This window comes from Microbacterium sp. LWH10-1.2 (assembly GCF_038397765.1).
Taxonomy (GTDB): domain Bacteria; phylum Actinomycetota; class Actinomycetes; order Actinomycetales; family Microbacteriaceae; genus Microbacterium; species Microbacterium natoriense.
In genome coordinates this window covers 3879218-3903689 of the sequence record NZ_CP151638.1, presented here as the reverse complement: position 1 = coordinate 3903689, position 24472 = coordinate 3879218, and the positions used below count along the sequence as shown (strand labels likewise).

Below are 24472 nucleotides of genomic sequence, written 5' to 3'. Positions count from 1 at the left end.
GTCAGCTCATGATCCCTCTGGACAGCCTCGTGGCGTTCGTCGTCACCTCGGTCGTGATCATCGTCATCCCCGGCCCGAGCGTGCTGTTCGTCATCGGACGCTCCCTCTCCCTCGGCCGCCGCGCCGGTGCGCTGAGCGTCGTGGGCAACGCGCTCGGCACCGTCCCCGCGGTCGTCGCCGTCGCCTTCGGCGTCGGAGCCATCGTCGCCTCGTCCGTGCTCGCCTTCACGATCATCAAGATCGTCGGCGCCGCCTACCTCGTGTGGCTCGGCATCCAGGCGATCCGCCACCGGCACGATCACCGCGCTGATGCCCCGCGCGAGCCCGCATCCGCCGGAAAGCTCCTGCGCCAGGGCTTCATCGTCGGCGCGACCAACCCGAAGACCATCGCGTTCTTCGTCGCGGTTCTGCCCCAGTTCGTCTCTCCCGCCGCGGGGCCGGTGTGGGCGCAGCTCCTGCTGCTCGGGCTGATCTTCCAGACCCTTGCCATGGTCTGCGACAGCATGTGGGTCCTCGTGGCCGGCACGGCCCGCGCGTGGTTCGGGCGCTCTCCGCGGCGCATGTCGACGCTCTCCGGCGCCGGCGGCGTCATGATGATCGGCCTCGGCGGCACACTCGCCCTGACCGGCGCGAAGAGCTGACGACCGCGAGTCCGGTTCAGCGAGCTCCGGCGAGCACCCGCTCGTACACCTCGACCATCGCCGCCGTGCGCGACGACTGACGGAACGCCTCGGCGACGGACGGCAGCGGCACGGGTGCGGTGCCTCCCGCGATGTCGGATGCCGCCTGCCGCAGCGTCTCCGCGAGCGCGGCGATGCGTCGCGGCTCGTCGCCGTCGGCATCCGGCACCGCCCACAGGCCGCCGCCGAGCTCTGCCGCGATGTCCGGATCGCTGATCACCGACGGGGTGCCGAGGGTCGCCGCCTCGAAGGGGGTCATGCCCTGGGTCTCGAAGCCGATCGAGGTCTGCACGAGGGCGTCGGCCGCCGCGATGCGGGCGAGCGTCTCGGGGTAGCTGAGCTTTCCTGCGAACCGCACGTGCGGGAGCCCCGCGACGATCTTCTCCGCGGCTGCTCGCTGCGCACCGCCTCCGATGATCTCGAGGTCGGCGTCGACTCCCGCGGCGACGAACGCCTCCAGGAACGGGAGCAGCCGCTTCTCGGGGCTCATCCGTCCGAGCCACACGAAGCGCGGCCGGCCGGGCGCCCGCTCCTCCGGCGCCGCCGCGAGGGTCGCCTCGCGCACGTCGTCGTCGATGCCGTTCCACACCACGTCGACCGGGGAGAACACGTCGTGCTCCTCGAGCCTGCGGGCGAAGTGCGTCGAGGGCGCCGTGACCGCGGCGGCTCCGGCGGCGAGCCCCCGCAGGAACGCCCAGCCGTCGGTCCCCGATCCCGAGCCGCGCAGCGCACGACGGCGCCACGCGTTCAGGAAGGCCAGCACGGGGGCGGCGAGAGGCGTGACCGCGCGGATGCCGACGTCGACGCGGTTGTGCATCGTGTGCACGACGGGGATGCCGTGGCGCTCCGCATACCTGTGTCCGATGAAGCCGCCCCAGAAGTCGGCCTGCACGTGCACGAGATCGACGGGCGGACGCCGCGTCATCGCGCGGTCGAGGAAGCGGTCGGTGGAGCGCCCCGGCCAGCTCATCGCGTACTCGCGGTCTGCGGTGATCGGCATCGACGGCAGATCGACGTTCGCCGCGTCGAAGCCGCCGGCGCGCGGTCCGTGCATCCTCGGCGCGACGACGGTGACCGTGTGACCGGCGCGTTCGAGGAACTCGCGCTGCAGCCGCATCGACACCTGCGCCCCGCCGAGGGAGTCGAGGTGCTGATCGCCGAAGAAGACGATGTGCATCGCGCCGGGCCGCCCGCTACTCGGGCAGCTTCTCGTCGCGGTACAGAGCCTCGAACGTATCGAGGGTGCGGTTGATGTCGTGGATCGCGACGCCGTCGAGGGATGCCTGCTGCATCCGCTCGTACTCCGCCTTGTCGGCGGTCAGCACGTCGGTGAGGCGTGCGGCCAGCTCCTCCACGTTCCCCGGCTCGAACAGGTAGCCGTTCTCGCCGTCGTGCACGAGGTGCGGGAGGGCGACGGCATCCGCGGCGACGATCGGGAGCGCCGACGCCATCGCCTCCATCGTCGCGATCGACTGCAGCTCGGCGATCGAGGCGATCGCGAACACCGAGGCCCGCGACAGCAGTGCGCGCAGCTGCTCGTCGGTCGTGCGCCCGTGGAAGGTGACGCGGTCGCCGAGCCCGAGCTTGACCGCGAGGTTCTCGAGGTTCTTGCGCTGGTCGCCGCCGCCGACGATGTCGAACGTCGCCTCGAGCCCCGGGTCGAGCTTCGTCATCGCCTGCAGGATGACCTCGACCTGCTTCTCGGCGGTGAGTCGCCCGACGAAGATGATGCGGTTCTTCTCGCGCGGCCCGATGACCGGGGTGTACTGCGTGCGGTCGATGCCGCAGCTGATCGGGATCACGCCCTTCACATCGACCGTCTTCTCGAGGAAGTCCGCCGCGCGACGCGTCGGGGTGGTCACCGCGCGGGTGAGGTCGAAGGTGTTCTTCGCGTCGGCCCACGCGTACTTGAGCACGAGGTCGTCGATGAACTTGGGCATCATCGAGTGGTCGAGGATGTTCTCCGCCATGACGTGGTTCGTCGCGATGACGGGGATGCCGCGCTCGTGGGCGATGCGGGCGAGCCCGCGGCCGATGACGATGTGCGACTGGATGTGCACCACGTCGGGCTTCACCTGGTCGATGATCTGACGCGCGTAGTGCTTCGAGCGCCACGGCCACACGAAGCGGATCCAGTCGTGCGCGACCCAGCGGACCGACGGCAGACGGTGCAGCGTCATGGGCTCACCCTCGATGACCTCGGTGCGCGCAGCGGCACGACGGTAGGCCTGGTTGGGGGCGACGACATGCACGTCGTGGCCCCGCTGCACGAGTCCGGCGGCGAGGCGCTCGGCGAAGCGGGCGGCGCCGTTGATGTCGGGCGAGAAGGTGTCGCACCCGATGAGGATCTTCAGCGCGCGAGGCGCGGGTGCGGGGGCACTCGTCGAATCGATGGGAGAAGAGGACATGCTGCCTTACGGTTCGGCGGCCAAGGAAAGCCCTGGTCGGGCGGTCGCCACTTTACCGGAGGCCCCTGATCCCGCGGCTCAGGCGTACCGGCATCGGCACAGTCAGACCCGGTGCGAGTCCGCTCCGCTCCTCTGCGCCGACTCGATGCGCTGCTCGATCGCGGCGTACATCTCGTCGTCGATGAGGCGCCCGACGAACAGGAGCGTCGTCCGCGACGGCGCCGTCTTCACCGTCACGGCGCGCCCCGCGCGCCTGAGCCCGGACAGCTGATTCCAGAGCAGTCGCGTCTCGCCACCGGGGCCTGTCAGCTCGAGAGCGTCCGGAGCGAGCGTGAGGGTCTGCGCCGTACCGAGCGCGAGGGTCCGGGTGACCGCACGGCTCACCGCCACGACCAGGACGATCAGGCACACGACGGCGATCGCCGCGATGACGGCCGAGAACCCCATCGTGTCGCGAGGCAGGATGCCGGTGGCTCCCGCCGCGAGTCCGGCGATGCCGACCGCACCGAGGACCCCGAAGACGGCGAGGAGCGGTCCCGACCGACGCAGCAGCGCGGCGCGCGCGACGCGCTGGTCGCCCGCCGCGAACACGATGGAGGCGCTGAGCGCGGGAGCCGACGGGACAGCGTCTGCGACAGCGGATGCGGGCACGTCTGCGCGAGCGGGAGCGTCCGCGCGAGCGGGAGCGTCCGCGCGAGCAGAAGCGGAAGCGGGCGCGTCTGCGGAAGCGATGTCGTCCGCCCGACCACCGACGCCGTCGGCCAGGCGGATCGACTCCACGGCCTCCGCCAGCGCCTCATCGTCGATGAGTCGCCCCGGTAGCCCGAGGCGCGCGTTCGACGGGGCGATCGTGACGTAGACGCCGCCGCCGATCCTCGTCAGGTTCGACAGCTGACGCCACCGGATGCGATCGGCGCCGCCGGGGCCGTCGATGTCGAGGGTGTCATCGGAGACCGTGAGGCTGAACTCGGCGCCGAGCGGCAGCTGCCGGCGGACCATCAGGGCCTGATTCCCGACCAGGAGCGCCACCAGCGCGACGACGAGGCACACGCTGCCCACGGCGATCCCCCAGACGGACGACGGCGAACCGTCGAGGGCGCTGAGCCCGGCCGCCACGGCGAACAGCACGACGACGACCCCGAGCAGGACGAACACCCTGCGCGACTGTCTGAGGTGGCCGCCGAGCACGGCCCGCTGATCGCGGCGATCGATCGTGATCGTCCGACGCTCGAACCCGCTCATGCGCTGCCCTCCCAGAACTCCGCCCACGGTCACGATAGCGGCGTCCTGTTCCGTTCGTGCACCGGCATCCGCACAGGCTCACCCCCTACCGTGGTGTCATGCGACTGATCGCCGACGCCGACCCCCAGCTCTGGATCCCCGTGACGGACTCGCTCGGATTCAAGGGCCGCCGCCATCGCAAGGCCGCGATCCGGATGCTGCTGGGTCAGGCGAACTCCGCTCTGGGCGCCGTCGAGCGCCCCGGGTCGAAGTTCGGCGCATGGGTGATGAGCCAGGCGGCGCCGCTGCTCATGAAGCGCGCGGACGGCCGCGTGCTGGTGTGGACGTGGAAGGCCGACCCCGAGCTCGTCGTCGCGATGGTCACGGCGCAGGCGCTCACCCCCGACGTGCGCATCGCGCGGGCGTCGATGCCGATGGACTACGACGACACCGAGTCGTTCCAGAGCCGCTGGCTCGGCCGGGGTGAGAAGCTCGTCGTGCCGATGCCGGCGTCGCCCTCCTCTCCGCCCTTCGCGTCCTACACGTGGGACACCGGAACGCATCTCGTGACGCTCACGGCGATCTGCGGCGAGCGCGAGCGCTTCGGCACCCTGATCGGCGCGCTCGACGAGCTGGCGCGCAGCATCCGCATCGCCGACGACCTCACCGGCGGGGAGTCGCCCGAGGTGCTGCGGCTGCCTCCGGCCTGAGTCGGCGGCGGACGCTAGCCCCGGCAGCCCCGGTAGCCCCGGTAGCCCCGCGCTGGCTCCAGAACTCCGGAGATCGGCTCCGAAGAACACCGGCCGCGCCTCTTCCCGCCCGGATTCCGCCCGATTGTCCGGAGTCCTGGAGCGGCCCTACTCCAGCCCGCGCTCCGCGAGCCACTCCTTCGCGATCCGCGCCGGAGCGCGCAGCAGCCACGCGTCGGCGATGATCTCCGCCAGACGGTCGCGGTCGATCGCATCGAGTCGCACGAGCAGCCCCGGGTACCCGTCGAAATGGGGGATGCTGAACAGCGCATCCGGCTCGGCGGCGAGCAGCGCCGCCTTCTCCTCCAGCGACCCGACGCGCACCCCGAGCACAGGGCCGTCCGGCCAGGAGCGGCCGAGCTCCTCCAGCTGGCGCAGGTCCGTCGCCCTCGGCCCGCGGATCCACGCGATCTGACCGCTCTTCAGCCGCCATACCGGCTCCCCCGTGTGACCGCCGGTGCGCTCCTCCACCCCGGGGAGCGCCATCGCGATCTCCCGCACGTCGTCGATGTTCGCCATCCCGCCATCGTCCTCCGCGCGGACTCCTGCCACAATGACGGAATGGTCGCTCTGTGGACACCGCCGCCCTCGCACGCCACCCTCCTCCAGAAGGGAGCCGAGGCGCGCAAGAGCACACCGCGGCGCATGCTGGCTGAGCACTCCACGGGCGCTCGCGATCCGCTCGGCATCCTCGAGAGGCAGAACCGCACACGGCTGCAGGACCTCGTGCCGCTGCGCACCGAGCGCATGTCGGCGAGCCCGTTCGCCTTCTACCGCGGAACAGCGGCGCTCATGGCGGCCGATCTCGCCGATGCTCCGCACAGCGGCATCCTCGTCGCGTCCTGCGGCGATGCCCACGTGTCGAACTTCGGCTTCTACGCGTCGCCGCAGCGCAGCCTCATGTTCGACCTCAACGACTTCGACGAGGCCGCCTGGGCGCCGTGGGAGTGGGACGTGAAGCGGCTCGTCGCGAGCATCGTGATCGGCGGTCAGGCGTCAGGACGCACGGATGCCGTGATCGACCAGGCCGCCCTCGCCGCCGTCACCACCTACTCCCGCGGCATCGCGAGGGCCACCGCGCTCAGCCCGAAGGACCGCTACTTCACGCACTTCGACGTCGACCAGACCCGCAGCATGCTCGACAAGGCGTCGCAGAAGGCGATCCGCAGCGCGGTGAAGCAGGCCGAGCGTCGCACCGGCGAGCGCGCGGTCCGGCGGTTGACGCAGGCGGATGCCGACGGACGCCGGCGCTTCCTCCACCAGGAGCCGACGACCGCACCCGTCGCAGACGGCCTGCTCGCCGTCGTGCACGACCTCGTCGACCAGTACCGCCGGACGGCGAGCCCCGACGTGGCGCTGCTGTTCGAGCACTACACGGTCAGCGACGTCGCACGCCGCGTCGTCGGGGTCGGCAGCGTCGGCACCCGCTGCTACCTGGTGCTCTTCCAGGACGGCGAGGACAGCACCGTGCTGATGCAGCCGAAGGAGGCCGCGCAGAGCGTGCTCGTCGAGTACGGCCGCGTCGAGCAGCCGCCCGCGCTGCAGGAGCTGATCGAGGCTCACGGAGAGGGGGCCCGTGTCGTGTCGATGCAGCGCATCCTGCAGGCGCTCTCCGACCCGTTCCTCGGTCACCTGCGGTCGCCGAACGCCGACTTCTACGTGCGGCAGTTCCACGACATGAAGGGCAGCATCGAGGTCGAGGACCTCGACGACGGCCCCTTCGTGACCTACGCGCAGGCGTGCGCGGCGACCGTCGCCCGCGCGCACAGCCAGTCGGTCACGGCATCCGAGGTCGCGGGGTACATCGGCGGAGGCCGCGCCGTCGCGTCGGCGCTGCTCGACTGGGCCCGCGCCTACGCCGACGTCTCGCGCGCCGACTTCGAGGCGTTCCGCGCCTCCTGAGGACACGCCGCCTGCTCCCGTCGCGAGGGCTCAGCGCACGATGCGCAGCGTGCGCACCTCGAAGGGACGCAGCCGCAGCTCGCCGCCGAGACGCGGCTCGTCCAGCGCGTCCTCGATGAGGCTCACCTCGCGGATCCCGCTGTGCTCGAAGTCCGCCGTGATCGAACCCGTCGCACGGCGTCCGAGCGCCTCGTAGAGCCGCACGATCACGTCTCCCGAGCCGTCGTCGGCGAGCTTCACGCCCGACACGACGATGCCGTCGCCCTGCACCGACACGAGCGGCGCGACCTCGCGGGCGCCCTGCACGACCGTCGCCGGGGAGTTCAACGCGATGCCCTCGGCGGTGGCGATCGCGGCATCCGCCCCGATCACGAAGCCGATCTCGATCTCGTGGTGACCGTGGTCGGTGTCGGGGTCGGGGAAGCGCGGGGCGCGCAGCAGCGAGAGCCGCACCGTCGTGGTGACCGCGTCGTCGTGGACCTCGCGCGAGGTGTCGTAGCCGTAGATGGAGTCGTTCACCAGGGCGACGCCGAAGTCCTGCTCGCGCACCAGCACGAACCGGTGCATGGACGTCTCGAACTTGGCGGCCTCCCAGCTGGTGTTCGTGTGCGTCACGCGCGACTGGTACCCGAACTGCGTCTCGGCCTCGGTGTGCGCGGCCTGGATGTCGAGAGGGAAGGCGAGCTTGAGCAGCTTCTCGGTCTCGTGCCAGTCGATCTCGTTGCGCAGGAGCACCGTGCGCGATCCAGGGCGGAGGATGATCGTCTGCGCGATCGACGACTCCGAGAACGGGCGGACGACCTTCACGACGGCGGCGCCGTCGACCACGGATGCCGTGATCTCGGAGACCTCGGTGAGGTCGTCGACGCTGTTGCGGTAGTAACGGTCGATGTCCCACGCGTCCCACATGTTGGGGAAGTCCTGGTGCAGCTGGAACAGGTTCGCGGCGGCGCCCTCGGCGACGGCCTCGCGCCCGGAGGCCCGGTCGACCGCGGAGACGATCAGCCCGTCGGCCGAGATGAGCACCGACACGAGGTCGTTCTCCAGACGCCAGCCGCCGCTCTCCTCGGCGAGGGAGACGGATGCCGCGGCCGGGGCCTCGGCGAACACGGCGCCCAGCGCCCGACCCGCACCGCCCGCACCGACGGAGCTGGGCACGAAGCGCAGCTCGCGGTCGCCCTCCCCCGCGAGGGAGCGACGGGCGTCGTCGGCGAGCGCTCGCGCCTCGTCGAGCACCCCGGACAGCACTTCGACGGCCTCGCGGTGCACCCAGGCGATGGAGGTGCCGGGGAGGATGTCGTGGAACTCGTGCAGCAGCACCGTCTGCCACAGGCGGTCGAGCGCCTCCTGCGGGTACGCGGCGCCGGTGCGCACGGCATCCGTCGCGGCCCACAGCTCGGCCTCGACCAGCGCGTGCTCGGCCCAGCGGTGCAGCGCCTTCGTGGCGTGCTGGCTGGTGAGCGTGCCGCGGTGCAGTTCGAGGTAGAGCTCGCCGACCCACACCGCGGGGTGCGGCAGCTCGGCGCGCGCGGCGTCGAAGAAGACGTCGGGGTGCTCCCACACGACCTGGGCGCTGCCTTCGAGATCGGCGAGGCGGGTGGCCTTGCCGGTCATCTCGCGGGTGGTGCCTCCCCCGCCGTCTCCCCAGCCGACGGGGGCGATCGAGCGCGAGCTCAGGCGGTTCTCCTTGAACTGCCGCGAGGCCTTGGCCACCTCCATGCCGCTGAGCTGCGAGTTGTACGTGTCCATCGATGGGAAGTGCGTGAACATCTGCGAGCCGTCGATGCCCTCCCAGAGGAAGGTGTGGTGCGGGAAGACGTTCTGCTGGTTCCACGAGATCTTCTGCGTGAAGAACCACTCGAACCCGGCCCTGCGCATGAGCTGCGGAAGGGCGGGCGAGTAGCCGAAGCTGTCGGGCAACCACACGCCCTTCGATCGGATGCCGAACTCGCTCTCGAAGAACCGCTGGCCGTAGGAGAACTGCCGCACGAGCGATTCACCCGTCGGCATCACGGTGTCGGACTCGACCCACATGCCGCCCAGCGGAAGGAAGCGGCCGTCGGCGACGGCGGCCTTGACCCGCGCGTACACCTCAGGGCGGTGCTCCTTGAGCCACGCGTACTGCTGTGCGCTCGACATGCCGTACTGGAACTCGGGCTGCTCCTCGAGCAGCGTCGTCATCGAGGACGTGGTGCGGGCGACCTTGCGGATCGTCTCGCGCACGGGCCACAGCCAGGCGGAGTCGATGTGGGCGTGCCCGATGGCCGAGATGCGGTGGGCGCTCGCCTCGGCGGGCGCCGCGAGGACGTCGGCGAGCCGCGCGCGGGCATCGGATGCCGTGGCGGCGATGCGCTGCAGATCGAGCACGTCGAGGGCATCGTCCATCGCCTGCAGGATCCGCATGCGGCGCGGGGAGGTCGCGGGGAGCTCGGCCTGCAGCTCGAACAGCACCTCGAGGTCGAGGGAGAGCTCGAACACCTCGCTCTCGAAGACGGCGAGGTCGATGCGGCGCGTGCGGTACAGCGGCTCGGTGGAGGAGGCGCGGATGTCGCCCTCCTGCGTCGGCAGGAAGGGGTGGTAATCGAGCAGCACGGGGTTGGCGGCGGCTTCGAGGTACAGCTCGACCGGCTCGTCGCCGTCGGCGGTCTCGGTGATGGGCAGCCACTGGTTGCGCGGGTTGATGCTCTTCACCGGGGTGCCGTCAGCGCGATAGACGAGCGCCTCGCACTGGAAGCCCGGCATGTTGATGTCGAAGCCGAGGTCGATGACGGCCTCGACCCTGCGGCCGGCCCACTCCGCCGGCACGCGACCGGTGAGCTTGAACCAGGTCGTCGACCAGGCGGGTCCCCACACGCTCGGCACGGAGTCCGGGGCGAAGGGCAGCGCCAGGCCCTCTGCGGGCACGATCGGCTCGCCCGGCAGCTCGTTGCGCTCCACCGTCAGCGGCACAGAGGCCGAGTGGATGGCGGGGCGGATGCGCTCATCGAGCACCCGCTTGACGCGGCCGACGGTGAGAGAGGTGTCGTCATGCATGAGGGGGGTGTCTCCGTTTGACGGGTCGGGGGATTACTCAGATTACTTTATTAATTCGATGGAGCGCACGGAATCGATTCGACGCCTCGACGCTACCGGGCCGCTGACGCGGGCGGAGCCGCGACACCGATCCGCGCGTCGATCTCGTCGAACTCGGCGAGCCGGAGGCGCGAGCCGCCGGTCCACGCGCGCTCCGCCATCGCCCGCAGCGGTGAGCGGATGCCGTCGAGCACCTGCTCCACGCTCTGCGCGTCGGAGTCGTCGGACCACACCGAGAAGAACGAGCCGAGCAGGAGCGCCGGGTAGGGCGCCGCGATCTCCTGACGCGTCCCGTCCGGCAGCGAGGGGAACAGCCCGGGGTGCCATTCGGCCTCCCAGATCCGCGCGCTCGTCGGGTAGCGGTAGCCGGCCTTCTCCCCCAGCACGTAGTAGAAGAGGCCGTCGTGGAAGTTGACCAGCCGGGCGCCCGCCGCGAGCGCCGCGGAGAGCGGGCGCATGTCGACGTGCCAGTTGGTCCACCACGTGAGCGTCACGTCGGGGTCGAGCGGGACGACCTCGCCGCGCAGCATCCCGTCGTTCCACGCCCGCGCGGCGAAGCCGTGATCGCGCAGGTGCGCGGCGATGCGGTTGACGAAGTCGGTCAGCAGGTCGAAGCCCGTCGCGCGGTCGTCGAAGCGCTCACGCGCAGCCCTCGCGAGGGCCGGATGGTCGTCGATGCGGGTGAAGTCGACGAACTCGTCTCCGCCGAGGTTCCACCGCGTGCTGTGCGGGAACAGCGGGGCGACGTCATCGATCAGCCGACATGCGAACGCCACGGCCTCGTCGCGGGTGATGTCCAGGGCTCCCTCGATCGGGCTCCCGTCCGCCGCGGGGAGTCGCAGCTCCGGGTGCGCGGCGAGGACGCGCCCGAGGTGCCCCGGCATGTCGAGTGACGGGATGAGGTCGATGTGCAGATCCGCCGCCGCCTCCGCGATGACCGCCGCGTCCGTGCGCGAGACGTGCTCCGCCGAGACGACCTCCGGGAACGCCTCCGATCCGATGCGGAAGCCCTCGTGCTCCGACACGTGCCACTGGAGGGAGGTGAGGCCGACGTCGGCGAGCGCGGAGAGGAGGGCGAGGATGCTCTCGGTCGGGAAGTGCTTGCGGGCGGCGTCGAGGTGGAGGCCGCGCTCCGCCACCGACGGCGCGGAGCGCACCGCCCCGTGCGGCACGGCGCCCTGCGCTCGGAGGTTGTGCAGCAGCTGCCTGGTCGCACGGAAGATCCCGACCGGGCTCGACGCGCGCACCTCGACGTCGTCGGCGATGTCGATCTCGAACGCCTCCGTCGAGGCCGCGCTCGGAGCGGTGGCCACCAGGCGGATGATCGAGCGGTCGCCGCTCGGCATCCCCCGCGCGGCGAGCTCCGCCTCCAGTCGCACGGCCTCCCGCGCGAACGCGGGGTCGTCGGCGACGACGCGCACCGATGCCGGGCGCCAGAGCCCTCCGGTCAGCGTCGCCGTCCGAGGCTGCGGGAGCGCCAGCCAGCGCGGTGTGTTCTCGGCATCCGCTGTCATCCCTTGACGCTGCCCTCCTCGACGCCCTTGAAGAACTGCCGCTGCAGCGCCGCGAAGAGCAGGATGATCGGCACGAGCGCGATCATCGTGCCCGCCGCGATGACGCGCGGGTTCGCCGAGAAGTTCGAGCTGAGGTACTGCATGCCGACGGTGAGGGTGTAGTTCGCCGGGTCGGAGAGCACGACGAGCGGCCAGAGGAAGTCGTCCCACGCGCCGATGAACGCGAACAGCGCCACGACCGAGACCATGCCCCGCACGTTCGGCCACACGATGTGACGCAGCCGCTGCATCGTGTTGGCGCCGTCGATGGTCGCGGCGTCCAGGGTGTCCGGAGGGATCATGCGGCACGCCGCCATCATCAGCAGCACGTTGATCGCGGCGATCGCTCCGGGGAGGAAGACCCCCCACAGCGTGTTCGCGAGCCCCAGCGACTTCACCGTCAGGTACTGACTGGTCAGCGTGACCTCCCCGGGCAGCAGGAGCGTCGAGAAGATGATCGCCAGCACGATCCACTTGCCGCGGAAGCGCATCGTCCCCAGCGCGTAGCCGCCGATGGTGGCGAAGATGACGTTGGTGATGACCGTGCCCACGCCGACCAGCAGCGAATGCCAGGCGTAGTCGAGCACGGGGATGGTGCGGAACACCTCGGCGTAGTTGTCGAGCGTCGGCGCCTGCGGGATCAGCGAGGGCGGGAAGTCGTAGATGTTCTCGGTGGCGCCCTTGAAGGACGTCGACATCTGCCACAGGAACGGGAACACCATGACGGCGAGCACGACGAGCAGCAGTGCGTACTTGCCGATCAGGCCGCCGAGCGACGGCTTCATGATGTCGACCGATCCGCTCGTGCGGTACGGGCGCTCACGGCGCAGCTTCTGATCAACGCTCATCGGGCCACCTCCTGCGCGCGGCGGGCGACCTTCGCGGCCTTGGCCGTGCGCCTGGTCGCCAGCGCCTCCTTGATCGTGTCGCTGTTGTTGAGGATGCCGACGACCGCGAGCGGCACGAGCGTGAGCAGGAACAGCACGAGGGAGATGGCGGATGCGTAGCCGACCTGGCCGTTGAGGCCCTTGCCCATCGACTGGATGAGCATCACCATGCTCATCGCGCGCCCGCCGGGGCCGCCCGAGCCGTTGGAGAGGACGTAGAGCTCGGTGAACACGCGCATCGCCCCCACGCAGACGAGCACCGAGACGAGCATCATCGGGCCGCGCACCCCCGGGACGGTCACCGACCAGAACCGGCGCCAGCGACCGGCGCCGTCCATCGCCGCCGCCTCGTGCAGCTCACGGCCGACGTTCCCGAGGGCCGCGAGGTACACGACCATGTAGTAGCCGAGACCCTTCCACACCGTGAGGCCGATCGCGCAGCCGATCAGCAGCCAGCGGTCGGAGAGGAACTCGATCGGCCGGTCGGCGAGCCCGAAGAACTTCAGCGCCGAGTTCACGGTGCCGCTGCCGGAGAACAGGAACTCCCAGACGATCGCCACGACCACGGCCGAGGCGATCACCGGGAAGTAGAACGTCGTGCGGAAGAACCCGATGCCGGGGATCTTGTTGTGCACGAGCATCGCGAGCAGCAGCGGCAGGAACGTCAGCAGCGGCACGCACACGACGACGTAGACGAGCGATGTCGACAGCGCGTAGCCGAACCGCTCGTCCTCGAAGAGCTTCGCGAAGTTCGCGAGCCCGACGAACTCGGCGGGGCGGAGCGGACGAGCATCCGTGAAGGCCAGCATCACGGTGTTCAGGAACGGCCACAGCGCGAACACGAACACCCAGATCACCGCCGGCAGCACCAGCAGATACGGCGTGAACCATCTCTGTCTCTTCACGGTCTCGTCCTCTCCGCCGCGTCGTTCAGCCGACGAGGTTCTGCTGGGCGTACTCCACAGCCTTGTCGAGCGCCTCCTGGCCGGAGATCTCGCCGGTGATGGCGAGGGCGATCTGCTGCTTGGCGTAGGTCTCCATCGCCTCGGTGTACTGCGGGGCGCCGGTCTGCTTCGCATCGGCCATCTGCGCGGCGGCGAGCGTCGTCGCCGTGCCCTGCAGCTCGTTCACCGGGGCCTCGGCGAACACGGACGGGTCGGCGTTCGCCGCGATCGTCCCGGGGAAGAAGCCCGCGGCGAGCTTCACGAACGCGATCTGGTTCTCCGTGTTCGTGACGAACTCGGCGAACGCCAGAGCCGTGGCGGAGTTCTTCGAGTTCTTCGAGACGCTGATGCCCTGCACGAACAGCGGCGGGTTGCCGAAGCCGTTGGTCACGTCGACGTCGGGGAGCAGGTTCGGCGCGTTGACCGCGACGTCCTTGTCGATGTAGTTCGGGCCGGCCGTGGTCCAGGCGACGCCGCCGGTGTTGAAGATGTTGATGTTCGAGTTCGCCGTTCCCGCGCCCTGCAGAGCCTCGGCCGTGATGGCGCCCGCCTTGTAGAGCTCGGCGTAGCGGTCGACGATCTTCGCGGCCTCGGGGGTGTTGAAGACGAACTCGCCGTCCTTGAAGATGTCGGGCGAGGCGCCGACGATCTGCAGCGTCTTCGGGCTGGGCACGGAGGAGAACATCGGCACGCCGGCAGCGGCGAGCTTCTCGGCGGCATCCAGGGTCTCGTCGAAGTCCTTCGGCGCCTCGGTCACGCCGCCCTTGGCGAGCAGCGCCTTGTTCCAGTAGTTCAGCTCGGTCCCGAGGTACCACGGGAAGGCGAACGAGCCCTCGACGCCGTCGTACTGGTAGGCCGCGACGCCGCCGGCGACGTAGTCGTCGATGACCTTCGATGCGCTGCCGAGGTCGAGCAGCTGATCGGCGGATGCCAGCGAGTACGCGTACTCCGGCGGCAGGTTGATCACGTCGGGCAGCTCGCCGGACTCGGCCTGCTGCAGGATCTTGTCCTCGTACCCGTCGCCGGGCTGGTCGATCCATTTCACCTTCGTGCCGGGGTGCTCCTTCTCGAACGCCGCGACGACGTCCTCGAAGTACGGCGTGAACTTGTCATTCTTGAGAGACCAGGTCTGGAAGGTGATCTCCCCGCCGATCTCGCCGTCGCCACCCGACGGGGCGGAGGCGCCGCCGCCGGTGCATCCGGCGAGGACGAGGGATGCCGCGACCGCGAGGCCCGCGACTGCTGTGGAACGGTGCTTCATGGACTTCTCCTTCGAAGTGGCCAGGCTGGCGCGTCTCGCTCGAGTCGCTGTCACAACCCGTACTAAAACGGTATAGTGACCTTAGCATGCCACACCGTCGCCATGACGGTCCAGCCACGGGATGCTTCGTGTCAGCGTCGATTCTCGAAAGGACAGCGATGCCCCGTCTCGTCGCCCCGCTGCGCTTCGGCGCCAACTACACCCCGCGTTCGCAGTGGATGCACTCCTGGATGTCGCTCGACCTCGACGAGGTCCGCCGCGACTTCGAGGCGCTGGCCGGACTCGGGCTCGACCACGTGCGGATCTTCCCGCTGTGGACGCAGCTCCAGCCCAACCGCACCCTGATCCGCAGCGACGCCATCGACGACGTGCGCGCCGTGGTGGAGATGGCCGGGGAGTTCGGGCTCGACGCGAGCGTCGACGTCATCCAGGGGCACCTGTCGAGCTTCGACTTCATCCCCTCGTGGCTGTTCACCTGGCACGACAAGAACATGTTCACGCACCCCGACGCGCTGAGCGGCCAGGCCGAGCTCGTCACCCGGCTGGGCGCGAACCTCAGCGAGGCGGGCAACTTCCTCGGCTTCACGCTGGGCAACGAGACCAACCAGTTCTCCGCGGAGACGCACCCGTCGCCGTGGCCGGTGACCGAGGCCGAGGCCGCGCACTGGATCACCACGCTCCTCGACGCCGCCCGCGCAGCGGCCCCCGCGCAGCAGCACGTGCACAGCGAGTACGACGCCGCCTGGTACATGGACGGTCACGGCTTCACCCCGCGGCTCGCGTCGCGGCTCGGCGACATCACGACCGTGCACTCCTGGATCTTCAACGGCACGGCGCAGCGCTACGGCGGCCGATCCACGGCATCCGACCGCCACGCCGAGTACATGATCGAGCTGGCCCGCGGCTTCGCCACCGACCCCGCGCGGCCCATCTGGCTGCAGGAGGTCGGCGCGCCCTCCAACTGCCTCACTCCGGAGCAGACGCCCGGGTTCCTCGAGGCGACGCTGCGCTCGGCCGCCCGCACCGAGAACCTGTGGGGCGTGACGTGGTGGTGCTCCCACGACGTCAGCCGCAGCCTCGCCGACTTCCCCGAGCTGGAGTACACGCTCGGGCTGATCGATCAGGACGGATCGGCCAAGCCGATCGGCCGCCGCTTCGCCGACCTCATCCCCGAGCTGCGCGAGCGTCAGGACGCTCCGGCACGGACCCTCGGCATCGTCGTCGAGGTCGATGAGGACGAGACCCCCGTCAGCCGCGCGGCCCTGGGTCCCGGCGGCGCGGTGTTCCAGGCCTGGGTCGATGCGTGCGAGTCGGGCGTCGACCCCGCGTTCGTGACGTCGGCGGATGCCGAGAAGCCCGAGGTCCTCGCGGCGCGAGGGATCACCGAGCTCGTGCGCCCCGGAGTCGGCGGCCCCGCGTACGCCTCGCAGAACACGGTCGTCTGACCGCACCGCATCCGCCGCCGCGCCGTTCCGGCCCGTTCCGTCCCGAAGGGGAAGCCGCTAGCGCGGGGCGCTCGTGCTCTCGCGCACGGTGAGCACGGGCAGCGCGCCCACCCGGTCGGGCAGCACGTCCGGCACCTCGATCTGCTCGAGGAGGAAGGCCGCGGCATCCGCTCCGAGGCCGAAGGTGTCGCGCGTGACGCAGGTGATCGAGGGGTGCATGAGCCCTGCGACGACCGAGTCGTCGAAGGAGGCGATCGAGAGGTCGCCCGGCACCGAGACGCCCATCTCCTGCGCGATGCGGAGTCCGGCGATGGCCATCACGTCGTTGTCGAACACGACGGCGGTGGGTCGATCGCGGCGGCTCAGCACACGGCGCATGGTGGCGGATGCCGCGAGCGGCGAGAAGTCCGTCGTGATCACCTCTCCCGTCACGCCGCGGGCGGCGAGACCGGCCAGCACGTCGATGCGCAGCCGCGTGTGCTGGAACTCCTCGGGGCCGGCGACGTAGACGATCGAGCGGTGTCCCAGCGCCGAGAGGTAGTCGAAGAGCGAGTGGGCCACCTGGCTGTCGTCGAGCCAGATGGACGCAGGCTGCCCCTCCTCGGAGGAACGGCTGCCGATCACGACGGCGGGCATGTCCAGCTCGGGGAGCACGGCGAGGCGCGGGTCGTCGTCGCGCGGATCGATCACGATCACGCCGTCGACCTGATTGGCGCTGCGCCAGCGGCGGTAGGTCGCCACCTCCTCCTCGATCGAGGAGACGAGCACCATCTGCATGGCGATGCGGTGGGCGGCGAGGGCCGACTGGGCGCCGGCGATGAGGTCGGTGAAGAAGGCCTCGTTGCCAAGCGTGTCGGCTGGACGGTTCACCGCGAAGCCGATGACCCCCGCGCGGGCTCCGACCAGCGCCCTGGCGGCGGAGCTGGGCTGCCACTGGTGCTCCTCGGCGATGTCGAGGATGCGCTGGCGCGTCTGCTCGCTGACTCCGGGGCGCCCGTTCAGCGCGAAGGACACCGCGCCGGGAGAGACCCCGGCCAGACGGGCGATGTCCGTGATGGTCACGCGCTTGGCTTTGGACATTCCACAACTGTAGCGATCAAGGCCGATCGTGAAATTGGACTGGGCACAACAGTTGCGCTCTGCTACGGTGCCACTAAAGCGCTTAAGTAGCGGCGGCCGACTCGCCGCTCTTGAGCACCCCACCCCTCGAAGGAGAGAGCAATGAAGCGAACGACGGCGCTCGCACTGAGCGCACTGCTGACCGGACTCGCGGCCTTCGCCGCGCAACCCGCCGTCGCCGACACGACCGCAGCTCCGGCGGCATCCTCCGCCTCCAGCACCGCGCAGTGCGAGAGCACTCCGCAGACCATGGCGTACTACCGCACCTGGCGCGACGTCACGGTGCCGCAGAGCGCGAACTCGAACCTGCCCGACCCGAACGTCACGCGCATGACCGACCTGCCGTCCGAGATCGACGTCGCGATGGTGTTCGACGCCGGCGCCACCGCCGGCACCGACTACTGGCCGACGCTCCGCGACACCTACGTGCCCACGCTGCACGCGCGCGGGACGAAGGTCGTCTACACGCTGTGGATCGACCGGCTCGCCAAGGCCGACATCCCCCTGACCGATGCCGCCTACGCCGCCTACGCGCAGGAGCTCGTCGACACCTACGTCACGCCGTACGGGCTCGACGGCATCGACATCGACGTCGAGTCCTACCCCCAGGGCGACGAGCTCACCCGCGCGATCGGCGTGTTCAGAGCCCTCGGCGAGCTCATCGGGCCGAAGTCCGGCACCGACCGGATCTTCATCTACGACACCAACCAGGACGGAGACACCGCACTGTTCGAGGCGGTCTCCGACACCGTCTCCTACGTGCTGCTGCAGGCGTACGGGCGCGGCACGGGCGGCATGCAGGCGACGTGGGAGACGTTCGCCGACGACATCGCGCCGTGCCGCTTCCTCCCCGGCTTCTCCTTCTACGAGGAGCAGGACCGCACCCACTGGGGCGACGCCGAGGGCATCTACGACCCGGCCACGGCGCCGTCGTCGACCGCATACCAGTACGCGATCTGGCAGCCGGAGGAGGGCGCGAAGGGCGGCTTCTTCGCCTACGCCGTCGATCGTGACGGCAAGGTGTTCGGCGACAACAGCATCACGAAGACCGACTTCACGTGGATGACGAACCTCTCCGCCGTGCAGGACGAGGCCGCGGGAGTCACCCCGCAGCCGCCGGCCGCGCCGACCGCCGCGCTCGACCGCGACCGCATCACGATCCGCGGCACCGGCGTCGCCGGCGCCGAGGTCACGGCGCTCACGAGCGGCCCGGGGCGCACGGCATCACCCGCGACCGCGTCTGTCGCCGCCGACGGCACCTGGGCGCTGGTCCTCGACCGCAAGCTGACGCGGCCGCAGTCCGTCGCCGTGACGCAGAGCGTGAAGGGCACGGCATCCGCCCCCGTGACGGTGCTCTTCCGTCGCTGACGATCACGTGAGGGGCCAGTGAGTGCGGGGTCGAGAGACCCGTATGCCGCACTCACTGGCCCCTCACTGCTGCGTCAGAGCGACGTCACGTCCCCCACGAGGTTGACGCGGATGCCCATGCCCGCGAACATCGCGGCCTTCGCGACCAGCGCCCGATCGGCGGTCTCGGCGTCGGGGGCGTAGACGAGCTGCGCGTGGTTGGCCTTGTGACGCGCCATGAACTGATCGCGCGTCTGCCCGTGCAGCACGACGTGCGCGATCGGCCACTCGGGGTTGGTGGCCTCCTTGCGGCGCCGGGTCTCCTCCTCCGGCAGCTCCACGACGGATGCACGGAAGATGTCTGCCTGCAGCGCCCCGTCGGCGATGAACACCCGCGACAGCACGATCTCGCCCGGCTTCGAGACGCCGTTGATCGTCGCCCCTCCCGCCGGGAAGAACACGTGACCCTGGCGCCAGCCCTCGGCGTTCTGCCACCCGCCCAGGTGCGAGGCCGGCACCGAGCCCGAGATCTCGTACACCCACACGAACTCGCCGTCGTAGTCCTCGCCCCAGCGCACGTCGTGCAGGGTGTTGTCCGGCACCAGCCCCATCGCTCGCCACACGCGATCGGTGACCAGCGCGTCGACCGCGACGCCCTCGTCGGCCTCGTTGAAGTGCGGGAAGGCCCGCCCCTCGTGCAGCACGCGCGAGCCGTCGCGCGAGGTCACGGGAGGGCGCTCGGTGGAGTTCAGGATGCCCTCGGCGAGGTCCGACGCGGGCACGAGGTCCTTGAGCCCCTGCTGGTACTGGATGCCGACGGCGTCGAGTCCGAAGTCGTCGGCGATGCGGAGCGCGGCGATGTACATCTTCATCTGCCACTGCACCTGCTCGCGGGTGAGCTCGGTCGCGGCATCCTCTCCGTATTTGAACGTCATGCCGTGCGCGACGAGCCAGTCGTAGGCGGCATCCGCCTCCTGCTCCGTGACGTCGAGCATCTCGGCGTAGAGCGCGGACTGCGACAGGCGCTCCTTGTAGATGCCCGTGCCGTTGAGCAGCTCGTCGTCGAAGATGGCGTTGTACATGCCCATGCAGCCCTCGTCGAAGACGCCGATGATGGCCTTCTCCGCGCGCAGCTGGGCGGCGAGCGCCTCGCCGAGCCGCTTCTCCGGGCTGTCAGGGAGCTCGGGCAGGGGGCGCACGTGCGAGTCGTCGTGCGTGATGGAGCCGGTCTCGGTCCACTCCCTGATCGCGTCGGTGAACCAGGCGTCCGTGTAGTCGACCGACCACGTGGTGGCGTAGGGCTTGCCCATCTTGGTCAGTCCCGCGTTGAGACCGAGCAGGCCGACGAGCCCCGGCCAGTCGCCCGCGAAGTTCGCCACGGTGAGGATCGGCCCCTCGTGCGTGCGGAGGCCCGCGAGCACGTGGTGGGAGTACTGCCAGTTGGCGATGGCCACCACGAGCGGCGCGTCGACGGGGATGTCCCTGAAGACCTCCAGACCCATGCGCTGGCTGGAGATGAACCCGTGCCCGGTCGCCGGGTCGACGCCGAAGGGGCGGATGACGGTCCAGCCGAGGCCGTCGAGCACCCCTGTGACGCCCTCTTCGAGCTCGACCTGGGTGGGCCAGCCGGCGACGTTCGCCGACTCGCGGAGATCGCCGGAGGTGATGAGGTAGGCGGTCTTCGGGGCGGATGCCGGCCGGGTGACCGGCGTCGGCAGGGTGTAGGTGGTCATGATGCCTCCGGTGTCTGGATGGGGGTGGTGTGCGACTCCCCGGCTCGGAGTCGGATGCCGCGGTCGACGCTGCGGCCGTGCAGCCGCAGATCGTCGATGTCGAGGGATCCGCCGTCGAGGCGGAGGGTGAGGGCGTCTCCGTCGATCTCGACGCGGCCCCAGCCGTCGCCGGTCGTGAAGAGGCTGCGGAAGGGACCGTCTGTCGCCGGAGCGAAGGAGAGCACGCCGAGCGGGGCGTCCCACTGGGCTCCGCTCGCGCCGAGCAGCAGCGCCCAGGACGCGAGGGAGCGGGCGTAGTGGTTGCCGCACTCGATCTCGTTCCACGGGCTGCGGTGGGCTCCGTCGTAGCGCGAGCGCAGCGCCCGTTCGATGCGGAGGGCGTCGTCGTAGCGGCCGGCGAAGAGGAGGGATGCCGCGACCTGGTGCTCCACGCCCGTCCACACCTCGTCGGAGTAGACGAACGGGATCGCCGGCCGCCCGCCGCGCGGCCAGGACGCGAGGAGCAGTCCGCCCTCGTCGTTCAGGGCGTACACGCGCTGCGTGCTCTCGTGGGCGGAGAGGTCGTCGCGCAGGTTGTGGCGGGCGATCGCGGCGAGCGCGGAGTCGACGCGCTCCGCCGGGAGGAGGAGCCCGAGTCCGTTCACGAACGCGTGGAACTGCCCGAGCAGCTGGTCGGACAGCACGCCGTCGCCGTACTGGTAGCGGTGGGCGTCGGCATCGTCGATGACCTGCCGGTAGTACTCGCCGTTCCACAGCGTCTCGTCCATCGCGGCGGCGACGTGGTCGGCGCGCGCGGTCCATGCGGCGGCGCGCTCGGCCTCGCCGAGGTGGGAGGCCATCCGCGCCCCCGCCCGCAGCGCGGCGAGGTAGACGCCGTTCGCGAGCGGCTCCGCGCCGTGGAACTCGATGTCGTAGGTGTTGTGCATCTCGCCGTCGAGCAGGCCGTCGCCGTCTCTGTCCCACTCGCGGGTCGCGTAGTCGAGGGTGCGGGATGCCGCGGGCCACAGCTCGCGGAGGAACCCCTCGTCACCGCTGAACCGCCACTCCCGGTGCAGGCGCAGCAGGGTGCCGAGCTGCCCGTCGACGGCGGGACCCATGAACCAGGAGGGGCCGCCGAAGATGCGGTTGCCGCGGAACTTCTGCGCACCGGCGTCGTCGGTCTCGAGCAGGTACTCGACCCGGCGGGCGCTGCGCTCGAGTGAGGGGAACAGCCACGCTAGGGTCTGGGCGTACGACCAGACGTGCGTGCAGGTGCCCTCGCACGAGCCACCGTGGTCGAAGGACCCCTCCCACGCCGCGAAGACGGGCCCCTCCCCCAGCTCGGGGTTCGGGGACTCCAGCACGAATCCGGTCGTCGATCGCGCCGCGGCGATGTTCGCGCCGATCGCATCGACGAGGACCGGGTCGAGGGTGCCGCCGTAGAGCGCGTCGACGAAGGCATCCGTCGCGGACTCCAGTGCACCGAGGTTTTCGTGCAGGTGCGAGGCCGCGGCCCACGCGTCGGGCCAGAGTGTCGCATAGCGGTTGCGGACGATCTCGTCGCCGGGCGGATCCGCCATCACGATGTGCCCGTGCCACCCGCGCCGCCGGTGGGGGAAGCTCCACGACAGGGCGAACTCGAAGTCGCGGCTCTCCCCCGGGGCGAGGGTGTGCACGATGCCGAGGGAGCCGGTGCGGATGCGGGGCAGCTTGGCGAGCATCTCCTCCTCGGTCAGCGGCGGAGCGTCGGGGTCGGCGTCGAGTTCGGCGAACAGCCCGCGCGGGCGGTCCTCCAGGGTCAGCCGCGGTTCGGGGGCGAGCAGCCCGTCGTCGGTGAGGTCGTTCCAGAACAGCCGTGCGCCGTCTGGCCAGTAGCTGGTCACCCACTGCGGCTTCACCGTGGTGGCGGCATCCGTCGTGGTCAGGCTCAGCGTGCCGTACCCGGGGTCGTCTGCGGGGAGGTCGATGCCGAAGTCGAGGCCGCGCACTCCGCCCTCCTCGCGCCAGCGCACGGTCTGCGTCGCGCGCATGCCCCAGGGCGCATCGGGACCGGGCGCACCTCGGCCGGCGGTGTGCGAGACGCTGCCCACCACGGTCACGGCGACGGGCGCGAAGCCGGGGTTGCTCACGCGGTAGCGGAGGATCGCGGCGGGGATGCCGGAGGCGTCGGCGTCGAGGGGAACGAGCGGGGTGAAGGCGTGCAGGGAGACGTCGACCGGCAACGTCGCGTCTTCGAAGTCGACGTCGACCACCGGGTACTCGCCGTGCAGCGTGGCCGCGTCCAGGCGGGGAAGGCCCGAGAGCCGGTCGAAGGCGTAGCCGGCGTCGGCGTCGTGGCGTCCTGTGAGCCGCGCCTCCAGCACGCGGGTCACCGCAGGGCCGCCCTCGGGGGCCGCGTGGATCGCGAAGAAGGAGTACGGGTTGTCGCGCCCCTTGTCCGGAAGGTTCTCGAACTCCCAATCGCGCAGCTCTCCGCGGGCGCCGATCGAGACGTTGCCCGTGCCGATGCCTCCGAGGGGGAAGGCCGTGGCATGTGAGGTGTGCGGGATGCCGCGGGCCCTGCGGGTCATGCGGATGCCTCTCTCTGGTCTGCGGCGAGCTCGTGCACGAGGTCCTTGGACGACTCGTACAGCCACCGGTAGCGGTCGAAGAGCTCGTCGTAGAGCGCTCGTGTCTCAGGGTCCGGGTTGATGCTCTCGACGATCGGGTTCCAATCGCGGATCTCCGCCAGCTCTCCCTCGGCGGTCGCGACCGCGGCGAGGAACGCGGCTCCGAAGCTGGCGCCGATGGTCTTGTCCGGCACCTCCTGCACGAGACCGGTGACGTCGGACACGATCTGCAGCCACAGCCGCCCCTGCGTGCCTCCGCCCACCGCGACGATGCGGCGGATGTCGGCGCCGGCGGCGCGCATGGTCTCGACGTTGTGCCGCACCCCGAGGGCCGTGGCCTCGAGCGCCGCGCGGTACAGATCCCCGCGGGTGTGCTCCAGAGCGAGCCCCGCGATGACACCGCGGGCGTCGGGGTCCTGGATCGGCGTCCGCTCCCCGGCGAAGTAGGGCAGCATGAGCAGCCCGCGCGCGCCGGGGCCGGAGGTCTCCGCCTCGGCGAGCAGCTCCGGATAGTCGGCGCCGGTGAGGTCCTTCAGCCAGGCGGTGAGCGCCCCGGAGGTCGAGAGTCCGCCCGCGAGGTTGCGCGTGCCGGGGAAGGCCCCGGCTGTGGTCCACATCGAGGGGGTGCGGAGGGTCTGCTCCCCCGTCGCCACGGAGTTCGTGAAGACCATGAACATCGTCGTGCCGTACATGAGCATGAGGTCGCCGACCTCGTGCGCTCCGACGCTCACGGCCTCGGTCCACGCGTCGATGGTGCCGACGATGACGGGGACGCCCTCCGGGATGCCGGTGAGGGATGCCGCGTCGGCGGTGACCGCGCCGGCGATGTCGCCCGCCCAGCGCAGCTCAGGGGCCTCGATCGGGCCCGCGTACCGCTCCCACCACTCGTCGTGCCAGCGCTCCGCCTCGATGTCGTAGAGGGGCGACACCTGGCTCGCCGACTGGTGGTCGAGCACGTACTCCCCGGTGAGCCGCCTGGCGAGCCACGAGGCGGGCATGAACAGGCGACGCGCCCGCACCCAGGCCTCGGGCTCGCGTTCGGCGATCCACGCGATCTTCGGGCCGCCCGCCTGCGAGGTGAGGAGGGAGCCGCCCACCCTGGCGATCTCCTCGGCGCCGAGCTCAGCGGTCATCCGCTCGATCTGCTCACCGGCTCGGGTGTCCACGCCGTAGAGGATGGCGGGCCGCACGGGCTCGTCCTCCTCGTCTGCGAGCAGGATGCACGGCCCCATGCCGCTCACGCCGACGCCGACGATCTCGACTCCGGGGACGGCGGCGATCAGCTCACCGGCGAGGGAGACGAACTCCTCCCACCAGACGCGTCCGTCCATCTCGACCCAGCCGCTGTGCGGGCGGCTCACGTCGTGTGTCCTGCTCGCCGTGGCGAGGATCGCTCCGCCGGCATCCACGAGCACGCCCTTGCTGCTGGATGTGCCGATGTCCACCCCGAGGGTGCAGCGCATGGCGTCCTCCTTGAAACCGATGCCGCGAATCATGAAACCTGTGCGCCACTGTACGCGAAATCGATTTCAAGGCGCAAGCGCCTGAGGGAGCATCCGTCCG

General features: G+C 70.5%; 18 protein-coding genes. 5 read left to right on the top strand and 13 right to left on the bottom strand.

The window, feature by feature from the left end; translation table 11 throughout:
* Nucleotides 1-8 precede the first annotated feature (8 nt).
* Nucleotides 9-641, top strand: a complete 633-nt coding sequence (locus tag MRBLWH10_RS18275) for a LysE family translocator (protein WP_341941026.1) — start codon at nucleotides 9-11, stop codon at nucleotides 639-641.
* 16 nt (nucleotides 642-657) lie between these two features.
* Here MRBLWH10_RS18275 and MRBLWH10_RS18270 read toward each other — a convergent pair whose 3' ends face one another.
* From MRBLWH10_RS18270 to MRBLWH10_RS18260, 3 genes are all read right to left on the bottom strand, one after another.
* On the bottom strand, nucleotides 658-1857 hold the full coding sequence (locus MRBLWH10_RS18270) for a glycosyltransferase (protein WP_341941025.1): 1200 nt from the start codon (nucleotides 1855-1857) through the stop codon (nucleotides 658-660).
* Nucleotides 1858-1873: 16 nt separating this feature from the next.
* Nucleotides 1874-3088, bottom strand: a complete 1215-nt coding sequence (locus MRBLWH10_RS18265; protein ID WP_341941024.1) for a glycosyltransferase — start codon at nucleotides 3086-3088, stop codon at nucleotides 1874-1876.
* A gap of 102 nt (nucleotides 3089-3190) precedes the next feature.
* Nucleotides 3191-4330: a hypothetical protein gene (locus MRBLWH10_RS18260; protein WP_341941023.1), complete on the bottom strand. Its 1140-nt coding sequence runs from the start codon at nucleotides 4328-4330 to the stop codon at nucleotides 3191-3193.
* A 98-nt stretch (nucleotides 4331-4428) separates the two neighbouring features.
* On the opposite strand from MRBLWH10_RS18260, the gene MRBLWH10_RS18255 reads away from it, so the two are divergent.
* Nucleotides 4429-5019, top strand: coding sequence for a hypothetical protein (locus MRBLWH10_RS18255; RefSeq protein ID WP_105676369.1), 591 nt, complete (start codon nucleotides 4429-4431; stop codon nucleotides 5017-5019).
* A 147-nt stretch (nucleotides 5020-5166) separates the two neighbouring features.
* On the opposite strand, the gene MRBLWH10_RS18250 is transcribed toward MRBLWH10_RS18255, so the two are convergent.
* Nucleotides 5167-5577 carry a hypothetical protein gene (locus MRBLWH10_RS18250; RefSeq protein ID WP_341941022.1) on the bottom strand — a complete coding sequence of 137 codons (411 nt, stop codon included), beginning with the start codon at nucleotides 5575-5577 and terminating at the stop codon, nucleotides 5167-5169.
* Between the two features lie 42 nt (nucleotides 5578-5619).
* Here MRBLWH10_RS18250 and MRBLWH10_RS18245 point away from each other — a divergent pair, with 42 nt between their 5' ends.
* On the top strand, nucleotides 5620-6960 hold the full coding sequence (locus MRBLWH10_RS18245) for a DUF2252 domain-containing protein (protein ID WP_341941021.1): 1341 nt from the start codon (nucleotides 5620-5622) through the stop codon (nucleotides 6958-6960).
* Between the two features lie 30 nt (nucleotides 6961-6990).
* Here the strand turns inward: MRBLWH10_RS18245 and MRBLWH10_RS18240 are convergent, their stop codons facing one another.
* The 5 genes from MRBLWH10_RS18240 to MRBLWH10_RS18220 all read right to left on the bottom strand — a co-directional run bounded on the left by MRBLWH10_RS18240 (nucleotide 6991) and on the right by MRBLWH10_RS18220 (nucleotide 14677).
* Nucleotides 6991-9993 carry a glycoside hydrolase family 38 C-terminal domain-containing protein gene (locus MRBLWH10_RS18240; protein WP_341941020.1) on the bottom strand — a complete coding sequence of 1001 codons (3003 nt, stop codon included), beginning with the start codon at nucleotides 9991-9993 and terminating at the stop codon, nucleotides 6991-6993.
* 92 nt (nucleotides 9994-10085) lie between these two features.
* Entirely contained in the window at nucleotides 10086-11546 is a 1461-nt protein-coding gene (locus MRBLWH10_RS18235; RefSeq protein WP_341941019.1) for a family 20 glycosylhydrolase, read from the bottom strand.
* Nucleotides 11543-12433 (bottom strand): carbohydrate ABC transporter permease, encoded by an 891-nt coding sequence (locus MRBLWH10_RS18230; RefSeq protein ID WP_341941018.1) that lies wholly within the window; start codon nucleotides 12431-12433, stop codon nucleotides 11543-11545. The genes MRBLWH10_RS18235 and MRBLWH10_RS18230 overlap by 4 nt, the downstream gene beginning before the upstream one ends.
* Entirely contained in the window at nucleotides 12430-13377 is a 948-nt protein-coding gene (locus MRBLWH10_RS18225; protein ID WP_341941017.1) for a sugar ABC transporter permease, read from the bottom strand. Before MRBLWH10_RS18225 ends, MRBLWH10_RS18230 begins: the two co-directional genes overlap by 4 nt.
* 25 nt (nucleotides 13378-13402) lie before the next feature.
* On the bottom strand, nucleotides 13403-14677 hold the full coding sequence (locus tag MRBLWH10_RS18220) for an extracellular solute-binding protein (protein ID WP_341941016.1): 1275 nt from the start codon (nucleotides 14675-14677) through the stop codon (nucleotides 13403-13405).
* Nucleotides 14678-14835: 158 nt separating this feature from the next.
* Here MRBLWH10_RS18220 and MRBLWH10_RS18215 point away from each other — a divergent pair, with 158 nt between their 5' ends.
* Entirely contained in the window at nucleotides 14836-16122 is a 1287-nt protein-coding gene (locus MRBLWH10_RS18215) for a glycosyl hydrolase (RefSeq protein WP_341941015.1), read from the top strand.
* A 57-nt stretch (nucleotides 16123-16179) separates the two neighbouring features.
* Here MRBLWH10_RS18215 and MRBLWH10_RS18210 read toward each other — a convergent pair whose 3' ends face one another.
* Nucleotides 16180-17202 carry a LacI family DNA-binding transcriptional regulator gene (locus MRBLWH10_RS18210; RefSeq protein ID WP_105676382.1) on the bottom strand — a complete coding sequence of 341 codons (1023 nt, stop codon included), beginning with the start codon at nucleotides 17200-17202 and terminating at the stop codon, nucleotides 16180-16182.
* A 141-nt stretch (nucleotides 17203-17343) separates the two neighbouring features.
* Between MRBLWH10_RS18210 and MRBLWH10_RS18205 the strand changes: the two genes are divergently transcribed.
* Nucleotides 17344-18609 (top strand): endo-beta-N-acetylglucosaminidase family protein, encoded by a 1266-nt coding sequence (locus tag MRBLWH10_RS18205; protein ID WP_341941014.1) that lies wholly within the window; start codon nucleotides 17344-17346, stop codon nucleotides 18607-18609.
* A gap of 74 nt (nucleotides 18610-18683) precedes the next feature.
* Here the strand turns inward: MRBLWH10_RS18205 and MRBLWH10_RS18200 are convergent, their stop codons facing one another.
* Genes MRBLWH10_RS18200 through MRBLWH10_RS18190 form a run of 3 tightly spaced genes read right to left on the bottom strand, consistent with a single transcriptional unit; the run spans nucleotide 18684 to nucleotide 24405 of the window.
* Nucleotides 18684-20321 (bottom strand): fucose isomerase, encoded by a 1638-nt coding sequence (locus MRBLWH10_RS18200; RefSeq protein WP_341941013.1) that lies wholly within the window; start codon nucleotides 20319-20321, stop codon nucleotides 18684-18686.
* Entirely contained in the window at nucleotides 20318-22870 is a 2553-nt protein-coding gene (locus MRBLWH10_RS18195) for a GH116 family glycosyl-hydrolase (RefSeq protein WP_341941012.1), read from the bottom strand. The genes MRBLWH10_RS18200 and MRBLWH10_RS18195 overlap by 4 nt, the downstream gene beginning before the upstream one ends.
* On the bottom strand, nucleotides 22867-24405 hold the full coding sequence (locus MRBLWH10_RS18190) for an FGGY family carbohydrate kinase (protein WP_341941011.1): 1539 nt from the start codon (nucleotides 24403-24405) through the stop codon (nucleotides 22867-22869). The genes MRBLWH10_RS18195 and MRBLWH10_RS18190 overlap by 4 nt, the downstream gene beginning before the upstream one ends.
* Between the last annotated feature and the right edge of the window lie 67 nt (nucleotides 24406-24472).